This window comes from Pseudomonas sp. GD03842, from assembly GCF_029841165.1.
Classification (GTDB): Bacteria; Pseudomonadota; Gammaproteobacteria; order Pseudomonadales; family Pseudomonadaceae; genus Aquipseudomonas.
On the sequence record NZ_JAOCEA010000021.1, the window covers coordinates 58,899 to 73,018 of the forward strand.

At 56.8% G+C, this 14,120-nt stretch carries 10 protein-coding genes and 1 pseudogene; 4 read left to right on the forward strand and 7 right to left on the reverse strand.

Features of this window, described 5'->3' with window-relative positions:
- Positions 1 to 15: 15 nt before the first annotated feature.
- The 3 genes from N5D61_RS23820 to coxB form a co-directional block, all read right to left on the reverse strand.
- Positions 16 to 579 carry a cytochrome c oxidase assembly protein gene (locus N5D61_RS23820; RefSeq protein ID WP_279894406.1) on the reverse strand — a complete coding sequence of 188 codons (564 nt, stop codon included), beginning with the start codon at positions 577 to 579 and terminating at the stop codon, positions 16 to 18.
- On the reverse strand, positions 580 to 2,166 hold the full coding sequence (ctaD, locus tag N5D61_RS23825; protein WP_108236378.1) for a cytochrome c oxidase subunit I: 1,587 nt from the start codon (positions 2,164 to 2,166) through the stop codon (positions 580 to 582).
- Between the two features lie 63 nt (positions 2,167 to 2,229).
- Positions 2,230 to 3,357: a cytochrome c oxidase subunit II gene (gene coxB / locus N5D61_RS23830; protein ID WP_279894407.1), complete on the reverse strand. Its 1,128-nt coding sequence runs from the start codon at positions 3,355 to 3,357 to the stop codon at positions 2,230 to 2,232.
- A 405-nt stretch (positions 3,358 to 3,762) separates the two neighbouring features.
- Here coxB and N5D61_RS23835 point away from each other — a divergent pair, with 405 nt between their 5' ends.
- Positions 3,763 to 4,413 carry a hypothetical protein gene (locus tag N5D61_RS23835; RefSeq protein WP_279894408.1) on the forward strand — a complete coding sequence of 217 codons (651 nt, stop codon included), beginning with the start codon at positions 3,763 to 3,765 and terminating at the stop codon, positions 4,411 to 4,413.
- A 119-nt stretch (positions 4,414 to 4,532) separates the two neighbouring features.
- Here the strand turns inward: N5D61_RS23835 and N5D61_RS23840 are convergent, their stop codons facing one another.
- Both N5D61_RS23840 and N5D61_RS23845 read right to left on the reverse strand, forming a co-directional pair.
- Positions 4,533 to 6,833, reverse strand: coding sequence for a hypothetical protein (locus tag N5D61_RS23840; protein WP_279894409.1), 2,301 nt, complete (start codon positions 6,831 to 6,833; stop codon positions 4,533 to 4,535).
- Positions 6,799 to 8,700, reverse strand: coding sequence for an ATP-binding protein (locus N5D61_RS23845; RefSeq protein ID WP_279894410.1), 1,902 nt, complete (start codon positions 8,698 to 8,700; stop codon positions 6,799 to 6,801). Before N5D61_RS23845 ends, N5D61_RS23840 begins: the two co-directional genes overlap by 35 nt.
- 142 nt (positions 8,701 to 8,842) lie before the next feature.
- On the opposite strand from N5D61_RS23845, the pseudogene N5D61_RS23850 reads away from it, so the two are divergent.
- Positions 8,843 to 9,163: pseudogene (locus tag N5D61_RS23850) on the forward strand (hypothetical protein); the annotation flags it as partial.
- Between the two features lie 170 nt (positions 9,164 to 9,333).
- Complete coding sequence (locus N5D61_RS23855; RefSeq protein WP_279894411.1) at positions 9,334 to 10,968, forward strand: hypothetical protein; 1,635 nt, start codon at positions 9,334 to 9,336, stop codon at positions 10,966 to 10,968.
- Positions 10,969 to 11,053: 85 nt separating this feature from the next.
- On the opposite strand, the gene N5D61_RS23860 is transcribed toward N5D61_RS23855, so the two are convergent.
- Positions 11,054 to 11,341 carry a YheV family putative zinc ribbon protein gene (locus tag N5D61_RS23860; RefSeq protein WP_279894412.1) on the reverse strand — a complete coding sequence of 96 codons (288 nt, stop codon included), beginning with the start codon at positions 11,339 to 11,341 and terminating at the stop codon, positions 11,054 to 11,056.
- Positions 11,338 to 13,389, reverse strand: coding sequence for an oligopeptidase A (prlC, locus tag N5D61_RS23865; RefSeq protein ID WP_279894413.1), 2,052 nt, complete (start codon positions 13,387 to 13,389; stop codon positions 11,338 to 11,340). Before prlC ends, N5D61_RS23860 begins: the two co-directional genes overlap by 4 nt.
- A 112-nt stretch (positions 13,390 to 13,501) precedes the next feature.
- Between prlC and N5D61_RS23870 the strand changes: the two genes are divergently transcribed.
- On the forward strand, positions 13,502 to 14,050 hold the full coding sequence (locus tag N5D61_RS23870) for a gamma carbonic anhydrase family protein (RefSeq protein WP_279894414.1): 549 nt from the start codon (positions 13,502 to 13,504) through the stop codon (positions 14,048 to 14,050).
- The last annotated feature ends 70 nt before the right edge of the window (positions 14,051 to 14,120 follow it).

Here is a 14,120-nt window from a genome sequence, read left to right on the forward strand (position 1 = left end):
CTAACCTCCTCGGTTCTAACCGCCGTGAGCCGCTACGGGGCCCACTGACGGCGGCAAGCGCGCGGTGACATCAAACAGCGTGTAGGCCAGTGTCAGGTGCTTGACGTCGCCGGGCAGCTCTCGGTCGACGATGAAGCGCACCGGCATTTCGATACGCTCGCCCGGTTGCAGCCTTTGCTGGGTAAAACAGAAACATTCGGTCTTGTGGAAATAGGCTGCCGCCGTGCTCGGCGCGATGCTCGGTACGGCCTGGGCAGTCATGACCCTTTCAGTGGGGTTTTCGGCCACGAAACGCATTTCGCTGACCGCGCCGGGATGCACCACGATTTCAGCCGCCACGGGGTAAAAACCCCACACCATGTCCGCATGATTGGTCGCGACAAATTGCACTCGCACCTGACGGCTCTCGTCGACCTGTTGCGTCTCGCGGTAGGGATCGCCGGTCTTACCGTTGATACCCAACGCCTTGCACATCACGTCATACAGCGGCACCAGGGCAAAACCGAAAGCGAACATAGCCACCACCAGCATCAGGAGGCGGGTCACCAGTCGCCGGTTGGCGCGCTGTGCGTCGTCCATCTACTTCACCTCCGGCGGCGTCACGAACGTGTGGTAGGGCGCAGGCGAGGGCACCGTCCATTCCAGACCATCGGCACCATCCCAAGGCTTGGCTGGGGCAGGGGGCCCGCCCCGTATGGTTTTGATGACGATGAAGAGAAAGAAGATCTGCGTGGCTCCGAACGTGAACGCGCCGATCGACGAAACCATGTTGAAATCGGCGAATTGCAGGTTGTAGTCCGGTACACGCCGCGGCATGCCGGCCAGCCCCACGAAATGCATGGGGAAGAACGCCATGTTCATCCCGACGAACGACAGCCAGAAATGCAACTTGCCCAAGGTTTCGTCGTACATGTGGCCGGTCCACTTCGGCAGCCAGTAATAGGCGGACGCAAAAATGCCGAAGATCGCACCGGGCACCAGTACGTAGTGAAAATGAGCGACGACGAAATAGGTGTCCTGATACTGAAAGTCGGCAGGCGCTATCGCCAGCATCAGCCCGGAAAAACCGCCGATGGTGAACAGGATCACGAACGCCACCGCGAACAGCATCGGCGTCTCGAAGGTCAGTTCGCCCTGCCACAGGGTACTGACCCAATTGAACACCTTCACCCCAGTGGGCACGGCAATCAGCATTGTCGCGTACATGAAGAACAGCTCGCCCACCAGTGGAATGCCCACCACGAACATGTGATGCGCCCAGACGACGAACGACAGCACCGCAATGGCTGCGGTGGCGTAAACCATGGATGTGTAGCCGAACAGCGGCTTGCGCGAGAACGCCGGGATGATCGAACTGACCGCGCCGAAGGCCGGCAGGATCATGATGTACACCTCGGGATGACCGAAAAACCAGAAAACATGCTGGAACAGCACGGGATCCCCGCCGCCTGCCGCGCTGAAGAAGCTGGTATGGAAGTGGATGTCCATCAGCATCATTGTCACGCAGCCGGCCAGCACCGGCATGACGGCGATCAGCAGAAAGGCAGTGATCAACCAGGTCCAGACGAACAGCGGCATTTTCATCAGGGTCATGCCAGGGGCGCGCAAGTTGAGGATGGTCGCGATAACGTTGATCGCACCCATGATCGAACTGATGCCCATCAGGTGTATGGCGAAAATGAAATAGGTGACGCTTTCCGGGGCGTATGTCGTAGACAATGGCGCGTAGAACGTCCAGCCGAAGTTAGGGCCGCCACCGGGTGTGAAAAGCGTCGAAACCAGTAACAGGAAGGCCGCGGGCAGCAGCCAGAAACTGAAATTGTTCATGCGCGGCAAGGCCATGTCCGGCGCGCCGATCATCAACGGGATCATCCAGTTCGCCAGCCCCACGAATGCCGGCATCACAGCGCCGAACACCATGACCAGACCGTGCATGGTGGTCATTTGGTTAAAAAAGGCAGGTTCGACAATCTGCAGGCCCGGCTGAAACAGTTCGGCCCTGATCACCATCGCAAACGAGCCGCCCAGCAGGAACATGCAGAAGCTGAACCAGAGGTACAGTGTGCCGATGTCCTTGTGGTTGGTGGTCAGCAGCCATCGCATGAGGCCCTTGGCAGGACCGTGGGCATGGTCCGCCTGACCTGGGTCGTCAATCACTGCACTCATGTCCTGTCTCCTGCGAAACATTGACGGAAGCAACCATAGGTCTACTCGCAGCGAAGGGGGCGTTCATTTGGCCACCGCCTGTTTGAGCGCCAGCACATCCTTGGGTGTGACCATGTCGCCCTTGTCGTTGCCCCACGCGTTGCGCTCATAGGTGACGACGGCGGCGATGTCGACCTCTGACAGTTGTTTGCCGAACGCCGCCATGGCCGTGCCCGGCCGCCCGTTGAACACCGTGTTGAGGTGCTCTTCTCGCGAACCCATGACTGTCTTCGAGCCTTTGAGCGCTGGGAACATGGGTGGCAAACCCTGACCTTCAGCCTGATGACAGGCCACGCAGGTGGTGTGGTAGACCTTGTCGCCCTGCGCGACCAACGCTTCGAGGGTCCAGTCTTTGCTGGTCAATTCCTTGAGTTTGGCGACCTCCTGTTTGCGCTCGGCCAACCAGGTGTCGTAATCGGCTTGGGGCCTGGCATCGACCACAATGGGCATGAAACCGTGATCTTTTCCGCACAGCTCCGCGCATTGCCCGCGATAAATGCCGGGCTTCTCGATACGGGTCCAGGCCTCGTTGACGAACCCGGGAATGGCATCCCGCTTCACCGCAAAGGCGGGCACCCACCAGGAGTGGATGACATCGGCCGAGGTCACCAGAAAGCGAATCTTGACGCCCACCGGGACCACCAGCGGCTGGTCGACCTCCAATAGGTAATGCTCGCTTTTGGGGTCCTTCTTGTGGATCTGGTCTTGTGGCGTGGCCAGGTTGCTGAAGAATTCGACGTCCTGGCCCAGGTACTTGTAATTCCATTTCCACTGGTAGCCGGTGATCTGGATGTCCAGCCCCGACTCGCTGCTGTCATACATCTCAATGAGTGTTTTGGTCGCAGGAATTGCCATGACAACGAGGATAAGCAACGGTACCAGCGTCCAGAGAATTTCGACCGGCGTGCTTTCGTGGAACCTGGCGGCGACCTGACCGGTGGAGCGGCGGTGGATGATCATCGACCAGAACATCGCGCCGAAAACGATGACGCCGATCACCACACAGATCCAGAAGATGGTCATGTGCAGGTTGAAGACTTTATGACTGACCTCGGTCGCTCCAGGCGCCATATTCGTGGTCCAGGCAGCGTGCACCGGACTGAATACCGACCACAGCAGGGGCGCCATCCAGACGTGTGGATGTCGCATCATTGCGGTTCCCTCAGTTCTTCTTGTTGACCAGAAATCCTGTCAGGCGCAAACGTTGCCGAGCACAAGGTTTGACGTTTGCCTGTGCGGGCGAGGGAGCGGTCAACACAAGAATCCAAAGGACCGGGGCCAGGCCTGCTTCACGTTCCAACGCTATCAAGCGAGCTCATCACAGAACCGAGTATAGACACCCCAAGAGGGCGCGCCGGGGTGGAAGACCGTTGTAAGCCAACGAGAGCTTGGGCGCTTAGCGAAAAAAAACGGCCTGACTGGGCATAAAGTGGCTTTTTAATAGCAGACGCACATAACCCTGAATCTGTTATGACAATTACGTCTGAGTGCCGTTAATAAGCCAGCTAACGTATGACTTCCGTATAATCTTCACTGTTATTTACCCATGGAGCCTTCATGAAGACCGCCGCATTGCGCGAGCAGATCATCCAAGCACGGCAACACGAGAACCAGACTGGCCAGCTTCTGCGCCAACTCGAGTTACAACTTCCCCATCTGCACCCAGCCATCCATGTACCTGAGGTCGACGCGCCAGGCGTGTTGGCGCGCTTCGTCCTCGCCTATATCGAACAGGTTCCGGACCTGCTGGACGCAGCCCATGACGTGGCGCTGCAGGCTGGCATCGAGGGCCAGATCAAGCCGGTTCTGAAAATCGCCGAACAATTCTTCAGCGCCCCCCCGGCCATCATGGACGGCCATGAAGGGCTCGATAGCCTGCTGGACGAAGCCTACCTGGCGCATCGCCTGGTCGAGGAAGTGAATGACCTGTACATCGTGCATTTCGCCCAACCGCTGATTCCGGTGAACACCACCGTTGCCAGCGTCATCGCTCATCAGTTGATCGGCGAAGCGTTTGCCAATCAGCTCGACGAGGTGGTGCACCACGCCATCGATCAGATGCTCAACGAAGACAGCTTTTCACTGGAATCGGTTGAGGCCTACCGGGAAAAGCTGGCCAGCCCGGACACCGAAGCCGCCTGGAAGCGCTGGCCAAGCCTGTCGCGTCAGTTGGGCGTGGGGCTTGAGATGGAAGTGACCAAAGGCTGAATAGAATTGCGCATCCTCCTTTTCCGCCTGATGTTCGCATGCGGGCGGTGCCCGTATTGGCTCAAGCGCCCTTAGCGACCACTGCTTCAAGAGCAACGGCCGGGCATATATTGCGTAGGTTACAGGCCGTACCGCTCAATCACCGCATGATGTGGTTGAGTGTCAGCCTGACAATGATCGGCCAAGCGCAACCAGCACACCGGATTCGTCCACTGGGCGGTGACTGTCAGTAACAGGTTGTGCAGGTCGATTGGCGAACGGTTGAACTGAATGGCGACCGTAAACAGAATGCCAGGTAAGGTTGCGCCATGAGCGAGCTCACGATCGTAGAGCAAGTAGCCATCGTCACTGTGCACCCAAAGCTGCCAGCCTTCATCTGCTACAAGTTCACGTAGCGTCGCAATGGCTTCATCACCGGGATGCACACCATCCACCCACCAGCTAGCGCCGAAGCCACCCTTCTCGAGCACATGAACAACGGCAAAAGTGGGCACGAATTGTTCACCTTCTTGCTCATCTTCAGGTGCTTCATAAAGTTGCTCGGCATCGAATACCACCCAGTCGCCGACATGCTGGGCGTTTTCCGAAATCGCGTTCTCGACGACCCTCGCGGTGACAGGCCCGGTTCGGCGCGCATAGCACTCGACTGCTTCGCCATCGTCGATGAAGCGTAAGATGACCAAGCCTGCGTCTTCTTCAATTACACCTTGCTCACCGGATAATTGAAGTCCCAATTTTTTGGCCGCCAGCCGAACCTTGGCCCAATTGCCCGCACAAGTAGCCGCAGTCATGAGATCCCATAGGCTCGAGTGCGGTCGGTCAAGGCGGCTGGCAAGCTCCTCGTAGCAAGCGCTGGCTTCATCAAAGCGCTTTTGCTGCACAAGCGCATGCGCTAAAAATTGCCGGGCTGCATTCCGCTCGGCATCTAGCTCAAGCATCTCATGGCAGCTTCGCTCCACCTCCTTCCAATCACCCAAACGCTCTGCCAACCGCGCCTGGCACCACAACGCGAGCAACGGCACTGCTGGACGATAGAGCTCGGCCAAGCGTTCAACCTGATCATGCTCTTCCTGATCAAGGAGAAGGCTTAGCAACTGGTATGCGATGGAGTTTTCTTGTCCTGAATGCTTGTGCACGTAGGCCCAAAGCAAGGCCATACTATGCTTTTCATCCGAGCATGCTCGCAGCGCTCGGGCCGCGGCTCCAAGTAACTGTGTGTCCTCGGGCCGCTCGTGCAAGGCATTCAACAACCATTGAACTTCAACCTCTGGGTCACGAGCAGGCTGATCGGGAACGTCGCGGTCCAGCCAGGCGAGTAATTCACTTGGGGGAACAGGCAATGCATCTTGATCGGGGAGCTTAAGGAGCAAAACCTCAAGCTTTTCCAGAAGCTCATTGGCCCCGCAGTCAGCCTTAAGCTTGGGTAGATGGGAGCGGGCCATATCAAGGTGTCGTCGGGCATTCCAGGCAGAGCCGCGCTGTATCGCCATCCGCACTGCTAGATCAGTCATCTCGATGACCTGCCGGTGATTACCTTGCCGTGAATACTCCGCCAACATGTGGTGCACTTGGCTGCCAAGGCTCCACGTATTAAGTATGGGCGCGCGTTGGACAAGGAGAAACACTGCTCGCAACCAGCTTTTACGGTGGCTCGGCGCTAAATCGTCATAAGCTGGTATCGCTTCCAGGGCCTCTTTATCACGCCCCAGCTCGGCCAAAGCCAAGACCTTGGCCAGTATTCTCTTTTGCGAAGCGTCTTTCCACTCGCGCCCTTCAATTCTAGCCTCTGCTGCTTCAATCATCTTCAATGCATCGGCAGCGCGCCCTGCCGCTAACAGCGCCCGTATGCGCATCTCGGCCAGGGCGCCGAGATCTTCTCCTCCGACCGCATTAATGTTGCGCTCTTGCTCATCGAGATAAATCATTACGTCGTCATAAAGCTTGGAATCGATTAACGCCTCGCATTTCTCCACCGTAAGGCACTGATAACAGCTCCAGCGCGGATCGATGCGGGCCAGGGTTTCGTCGCAAACTGCTATGCGTTCAGTTACCCAACCTGGACCGTCAATGTTGGCATAGCAGGTGGCCAAGTCTTGTGTGACGCACACCGACTGGGGGCAACCGATGGTATCTTCTCGGTGGGCAGCTTCGAATAGTGAGACGGCGTCAGCCAAGGCGGTCTCGCCTTCCATTGAGTTGCCCAAGCGATTGCGCATCTCCCAGTGCCGCGTGTACACCTCCAGCCAAGGGTTTTGAAGGACCTCAGCCAAAGCTCTCACCTCGGGCAACAAAGCTGCAGCACGTTCAATCTCAAGATCAGCGACGTAGTCACACAAGCGATTAATGCTGATAGCGTGTTGCATCTGACCCGCTTCGTGAAGGTCATCAGAAAGTTTGTCCACCCAGCTCCAGATGTTCATGATTTTCTTCCTTGTTGAACGAATGACGGTACTCAGACAGCAATCTTCGCATTGCACTAGCCAGATCTATGAGTGCTTGGTTCAATGATGAGGTGGCGCAAGCACTACGGTGGCTTGCAATGATCACTTTAAAGGCTCTAAGCAGCCGGACGGCATCGATGGCTCGAGGGTTCGCTACGCGGACCGCCTGAATGAGCATCTGGACTGCCGGGTTGTCGAGGTTCAAATACAAACGGGTAAGGTGGGTGCTGTCGACGGTCTGAGTAAACTGACGAGCCAGACGCAGGGCCGAAACAGAAATGCGCTTGTCGTTATGGTCTTGCTCCAGCCGCTGTTTAAGCTGCGCCTCATGGTCGTGCACCACGACCAGTGGCAACTCGGCGGGGCTGAAGTGCGCAGGCACAAGTCGTTCTTCGGTTGCCAAATTATCACTCAGCCACTGCTTAAGAGGCTCGTCCAGTTCTGCTAAATGGAACATCTGGCGATTACCAGACTCGGTGCCGAGCTCGATCAACCGGACTCTGCGCGCTTCGGCCCACCGTCTCAAAAACGGCACAACGGCGTAACGGTTACCTAACGCGACCGGTGTTCCCATGGTGCGAAAGAGCATTTCCTCGAACCCACCTTCGTCGCTAATGATCACATGAAGCGCGCCTTTGAATAGCAATTCTCGGGGGGGCAAGTCTCCCTGTGAAGTGGGTACCTTGACGCTGTCCATCAGAAGGGCAAATAAGCGCTCATCGCACAAGCACGCTCCCAATAGCGCTTCGTTATGCCGCGCCAAAACTCGGCGCCATGCTTGAGGCTGACTCTCACTCGTTTTTAGCAGACCGACGACGAGGGCCTCCTCAAGCGAATGCCGAATTGAATCGTAATGAGCGTCGCGCTGAACGTCTTCACGGCTGGCGGTGGGCGTCAGTCGGCTGGATTCAATCACGCCGCCGATAAAACCAGCCCAAGACGGGAGCAATTCGCGCGCATCATTGTCCAGCAGCATGCCGCGCAAAAAAACCGACAGGTTGCGATTGTCGGTGGTGCCATAGGTCCCGCCGTCTTGCACCCATAGCACTCCAACAGCATCGCTTACACCTCCGGGCTCCACCGGCATGCAGCAGATAGGCTCAAAGTTTTGCTCGAATCGCGTCGCGAACTCCAAGTAGCGGCGGTGCTTCAACGGCGGAATTAACGTCAATGCACTCTCGTCGCGCCAGGGCGGGACCAAGTTGATTGGTAGAGTTTTTTCGCCCACGTAAACGGGCTCACGCAACAGCACGCAATAATGGTCCAGAACTTCCTGTAACAGAGCAGTACGTGTCAAATGTGTGAAACTATCCTGAAGTTCAAGAAGAATTTCGGTTCCAACTGAACGTGCGGGCATAGAGCTAACACTGTATTGCTCAGCATTACTCGACACATAAACGAAACCCCGATCGGGCGTTTGATAAGAGGTGGTACGGACGGTGACCCGTTTGGCCAACACGAAGGCCGACAAAAAACCCAGACCAAACATGCCGATCAAGCCGCTTCCGTCGGAGTGCTCCTTATGCAAGCTGCGTGTATAGCTTACGCCCACAGTTGCGAGAAACTCATGAATTTCCGATTCGGTAAGTCCTGCGCCGGTATCGACGATGCGTAGCGTGTTCGCGATACCATCGGCAATCACATCAATACGACTGCTGCCCTTCCATTCCGGTTGTTCCTCCCGACGACGCAGAATTGAATCATGAGCGTTCTGCACCAATTCCCGCAGAGCCACCACGGGCGTGGAGTATAGATGCCTACTCAATACAGACATCACTCCGGAGAAATCAACGCCGGCACGTCGTATCTGCGGCGGCTCAAAAATGGTGTGGTTACCCAAGTTCATGGCTATCCAGCCTCTGTAGGAAATTCTATTGCTCAAGTAGCGCGTACGGCCGTGAAATATTATGCATGACGCGTCCGCTCGGATTGCCTTGAAGCGGCGTCACCTCCAGCAGAGAAATGCATCGGGATGTTGCTTGGCGGCAGCCTACCTGGCGCATCGCCTGGTCGAGGAAGTGCATGACCTGTACATCGTGCATTTCGCCCAACCGCTGATTCCGGTGAACACCACCGTCGCCAGCGTCATCGCTCATCAGTTGATCGGCGAAGCGTTTGCGAATCAACTCGACGAGGTGGTGCACCACGCCATCGATCAGATGCTCAACGAAGACAGCTTTTCACTGGAGTCGGTCGAGGCCTACCGGGAAAAGCTGGCCAGCCCGGACACCGAAGCCGCCTGGAAGCGTTGGCCAAGCCTGTCGCGTCAGTTGGGTGTGGGGCTTGAGATGGAAGTGGCGAAGGACTGATTGCCATAGCCGCCAGACAGATCCGAACGTGCTCTGGGTCTGTCTGGGTCTCATAATTTGCAAAGCCTTATCGATTTCAAAGCGCGTAGTGCTGGGTTAAGAGTATGGGCGTCTGAATCAGACACTCATCCAAAGCGCAGGACGCGCTGTTAATCGAAAGGGAATTCGCAATGCATTACGCAAAAATGCTCATTGCCGTTGCCGCTATTACGGCTGGCAGCAGTGCAATGGCAAACAATCCGTTTGCCCACCCAGACAAGCCTTTCCACGAATACTCCTGGGTCAACACCCACAATTCCTACGAAAAGATCAATCAGAACATGCAAGGACTCCCACAGCAGATGCGGGATGGCGTGCGCAGCTTCATGCTCGATCTTTATCACAATTCCAATTACCGGGAAGAAGAGCAGATCCGGATTTGCCATACGGCGTCATTCTGTTACGGCTCCTTCAGGAATCAGTTGGCGAATGAATTCATTCCCTTTTTGAAGCAGAACCGCAACGAAGTGATTTCGATTTTCCTGGAATCTTACGTTGAACGCTCTCATCTGCAGACGCTGTTCAACTCGGTGCCTGAAGTCGCGGAACTGACCTTCAACCCTAAAAATTTCAAGACCGACAACTGGCCACTCATGAGCCAGATCGTGGCGCAAAACAACCGGCTCATGCTTTTTACCAACAAGCGAACGCTGGCTGGCGACTACGCGGTCAACGGCAAGACCGTGACCGTATTGTTTGACAAGGACTGGGTCGCGCAAAATCACTGGTCCACGCTGGGTGCAGCCGCCTCAAACATTGAAGCGGCACATAACTGGTCGTGCCCAAGTCGCTACGATGACACTCCGGTCACGGAATCTCGCGTCAATGCAAACACGGGAAAATCCTGGAGCCGTCTGTTTCTGATGAATCAGTTTCATACTGCGACAAAAACTATTTCCGATTCCGCTGCGTATGACAACAACCTGACTTATCTCACCCGTCGCGTTAATAACTGCGGAAAAACTCCAAACTTCATTGCCATCGATAACTATCGAAACGGAGACATCTTGGCCTACACCAAGGCGCTAAGCCAAGGCGGCATTTATCTGTGGGAAGGTAACAACGCGGACCCCAAGCAGGACGCCGTCTGTGTCATTCCGCGCGCCCAGCGAACCCTCGAACTGCCGACTGCCGGTTGCGAAAATGATGAAGCCAGATCACTGTCCCTGTCGGGGATCGCCAAAGGTACACGCCTCTCTCTCTTCGACAGTCGCAGTGGTAGCCGCGAAGATGATCACATGATCATTGATGTCACGCGTGATATTGGTCTTCATGAACACGTGGTAGTGGGCTCGTTTGAGCAAAACTGGACGACGGATGCCTACAAGGCAACGTATGTTCGTAATAATGGGTTGAACGGAAAAGTCTCACGCATTGAAGTCACGCAAACGCCGTTAGACTTTTCAGACGCCAGCATTGCGCTGTATGAAGGCAACAATGCCAGCCAAAACCTTGACTGTACTATCCCCTTTGATCGTGCTTACACCATAAAAATGAAAAGCAACAGCTACGGCTGCTCCAATGACGAAATACGCTCAGCGAAGATTCTCAAAGCCAAAAAGGGCGCCGAATTCTCATTGACCGGCCATCCCGAGGGGAGTTTTAAAGAAGGAAGGACAGTGGTCACTGTCCGGCGCGACATTACATCGCCTGTCATCATAAGCAGCTTCAACCATTCTTATCAGGACGCCGATGTGCAAGTGACAAACCACAAGAAAGGCGTCGATGGGAAGATTTCCTTCGGTTATATCAGTGGTGCTAAATAAGCCACCGTGCCCGGGCAAGGGATCGAAACATACGAACCCTTGCCCGTTTTCACTCAAGGTGGGTGAGGCGAGTTGAAAGAGCCGGTCAGTTCGGATCAACCGGCTTCTTCAGCTTCGGATTGGGGAAGAATTGCACCCCTTGAACCTTGGGATTGGCCGGTTTGGCTTTCTCCTGATTGACCCGAGTCCCAAGCTCCTTGGGAATCGACTGGCCTTGTGCGTTGAGCGTGTCCGAATACCCGCAATGCACGCACTCGCGATGCGGAACGTCGTTTTCGCTCCACATCATCAGCTTGTCAGGCTCGCTGCACGCCGGGCATACCGCCCCAGCAATGAAGCGTTTCTTGGTAATCACCTGCGGTGTATCGGTCATGCTGCCGCGTCCTCACTCAGGCCGGAATGGCGCAAGAGTGCGTCAATCGAAGGCTCCCGTCCGCGGAAGTCGACGAACAGCACCATCGGTGCCTGCGATCCGCCACGGGCCAGGATCGCCTCGCGGAACGCGCGGCCAGTCTCGGGATTGAGCACGCCGTCCTCTTCGAATCTCGAAAACGCATCAGCCGACAGCACTTCCGCCCACTTATAGCTGTAGTACCCCGCCGCATAACCGCCAGCGAAAATGTGCGCGAAGCTGTTGGGAAAACGGTTGTACGCCGGAGGCCGCATGACCGATACTTCATCACGCACGTCTTCCAGCACCTGAAGGGTACTGCGGCCATCGCCGTGGGTGGCGTGCAGCTCGAAATCGAACAGCGAGAACTCCAATTGGCGGACCATCATCAGCCCCGACTGGAAGTTTTTCGCCGCGAGCATTTTTTCCAGCAGGTCCTGAGGAAGTGGCTCGCCCGTTTCGTAATGGCCCGAGATCAACGCCAGGCCTTCCGGTTCCCAGCACCAGTTTTCCATGAACTGGCTAGGCAGCTCGACCGCATCCCACGCCACGCCATTGATGCCCGATGCACCCGCGTGCTCGACGCGCGTCAGCAAATGATGCAGGCCATGACCGAATTCGTGGAACAGCGTGGTCACTTCATCGTGAGTCAGCAGCGCAGGCTTGCCCGCCACCGCAGGAGTGAAGTTGCACACCAGGTTGGCCACCGGGCTCTGCAAGGCGCCGTCCAAGGTGCGACGACGATCACGGGCGCCGTCCATCCACGCACCGCCACGTTTGTTGGCGCGTGCATACAGGTCGAAGAAGAAGCGGCCAACGTGCTGGCCGTTGTCCTTGATTTCGAACAGGCGAACGTCCGGGTGCCATGTGTCGAAGCCTTTCAGCTCGGCGATTTCGATGCCATACAGTTTTTGTACGATGGCGAACAGGCCGCTCAACACCTTGTCGATCGGGAAGTAGGCGCGCAGGGCTTCCTGAGAAACGCTGTAGCGCTGCTCGCGCAATTTTTCGCCATAGAACCCGCTGTCCCAACTTTGAAGATCCGGGCAGCCTTGCTCAGCGGCATACGCCTTGAGCTGTTGCAGGTCTTGAGCGGCAAACGGCTTGCTGCGCTTGGCCAGATCGCGCAGGAAGCTCAGCACCTGATCGCTGGATTCGGCCATCTTTGTCGCCAGGCTCAGCTCGGAGAAGCTGGCAAACCCCAGCAATTTTGCCAGTTCCTGACGCAGATCCAGGATCTGTTCCATGACCGGACCGTTATCGTTCTTACCCGCATTCGGGCCTTGATCCGACGCGCGGGTGCAGTACGCGGCATAGACTTCTTCGCGCAGGGCGCGGTCTTGGGCGTAGGTCATTACCGCGTAGTAACTCGGAAACTCCAGGGTGATCAGGTAGCCATCGAGGTCTTTGGCCTTGGCTGCAGCGGCCATCTGCGCCTTGGCCGAATCCGTCAGACCCGCCAGCGCCGCTTCGTCGGTGACGTGTTTGGTCCAGGCTTGGGTGGCGTCGAGCAACTGGTTAGAGAATTGGCTTCCCAGCTCCGACAGCTTGCTCTGCACTTCGGCATAACGCTTTTGCTGCTCCGGCGGCAGGTCGATGCCCGACAGGCGAAAATCTCGCAGGGAGTGCTCCAGAATGGTTTTCTGCGCGACGTCGAAATGGGCCGCTTCGGGGCTGTTGGCCAGAGCCTCGAAAGCCTGGAAGAGTTCGCGGTTCTGACCCATTTCCGTCGAGTAAGCGCTCAATGCAGGCAAGCAGGACTCATAGGCGTCGCGCAACTCGGCGCTGTTGCAAACGGCATTCAGGTGGCTGACGGGGCTCCACGCGGCACCCAGGCGGTCGTTCAATTCGTCCATCGCCAGCACCAGGCCGGCCCAGGTGGGCTGCGAACCTTGTTGGGCAAGAATGTCGGCAATCGCAGCGCGGTTGTCGGCGAGAATCTGGTCAATGGCGGGTTTTACGTGCTCGGCGCGGATCGCCGAGAAAGGTGGCAGGTCGTACGATTGCAAAAGAGGGTTGTTCGCGCTCACGGTTTGGCACCTTGGCTGGGAGAAACACCCGAGCATCTTAATTACAATCGACGCTCACCGCAGCTATCTAACAGGGGTAGCCGAGCTATCAGTGCCAAAGAGGGAGCCTATTGTGGCCATTCGCACGTTCCAGAATCACACGCCAACCCTTGGGGAGCGGGCCTTCGTCGATCATTCGGCGGTTGTCATCGGTGACGTTGAAATCGGTGCCGACAGCTCAGTCTGGCCGCTCACGGTCATTCGCGGCGACATGCACCGCATCCGCATCGGTGCGCGCACCAGCGTTCAGGACGGCAGTGTGCTGCACATCACCCATGCCGGACCGTTCAACCCAGATGGGTTCCCGCTAATCATCGGCGATGAAGTGACCATCGGTCATAAGGTCATGTTGCATGGCTGCACCATCGGCAACCGTATCCTGATCGGCATGGGGAGCACCCTCATGGATGGCGCGGTGGTGGAGGACGAGGTGATCATCGGCGCGGGCAGCCTGGTGCCGCCCGGCAAGCGGCTGGAGCGCGGTTTTCTGTATGTGGGGCGGCCGGTGAAGCAGGTTCGCCCGCTCACCGAGAAAGAACTGGCGTTCTTCCCCTACAGCGCAACCAACTACGTCAAGCTCAAGGACCAGCACCTGGCCGAAGGTTTCGACCAGCCGTGCTGAAGCGCCACGCGCTGTTTCGGTAAAACATTCCGTGGAGCGTGCTGCGGCTGAACGCTCCTCACGCTGTTGA

Coding starts and splice junctions, on each gene's coding strand:
- ctaD (WP_108236378.1), bottom strand. CDS start 2,166: ATGAGTGCAGTGATTGACGACCCAGGTCAGGCGGACCATGCCCACGGT.
- N5D61_RS23840 (WP_279894409.1), bottom strand. CDS start 6,833: ATGAACATCTGGAGCTGGGTGGACAAACTTTCTGATGACCTTCACGAA.
- N5D61_RS23860 (WP_279894412.1), bottom strand. CDS start 11,341: ATGACCGATACACCGCAGGTGATTACCAAGAAACGCTTCATTGCTGGG.
- coxB (WP_279894407.1), bottom strand. CDS start 3,357: ATGATGCGACATCCACACGTCTGGATGGCGCCCCTGCTGTGGTCGGTA.
- N5D61_RS23835 (WP_279894408.1), top strand. CDS start 3,763: ATGAAGACCGCCGCATTGCGCGAGCAGATCATCCAAGCACGGCAACAC.
- N5D61_RS23845 (WP_279894410.1), bottom strand. CDS start 8,700: ATGAACTTGGGTAACCACACCATTTTTGAGCCGCCGCAGATACGACGT.
- N5D61_RS23820 (WP_279894406.1), bottom strand. CDS start 579: ATGGACGACGCACAGCGCGCCAACCGGCGACTGGTGACCCGCCTCCTG.
- N5D61_RS23855 (WP_279894411.1), top strand. CDS start 9,334: ATGCATTACGCAAAAATGCTCATTGCCGTTGCCGCTATTACGGCTGGC.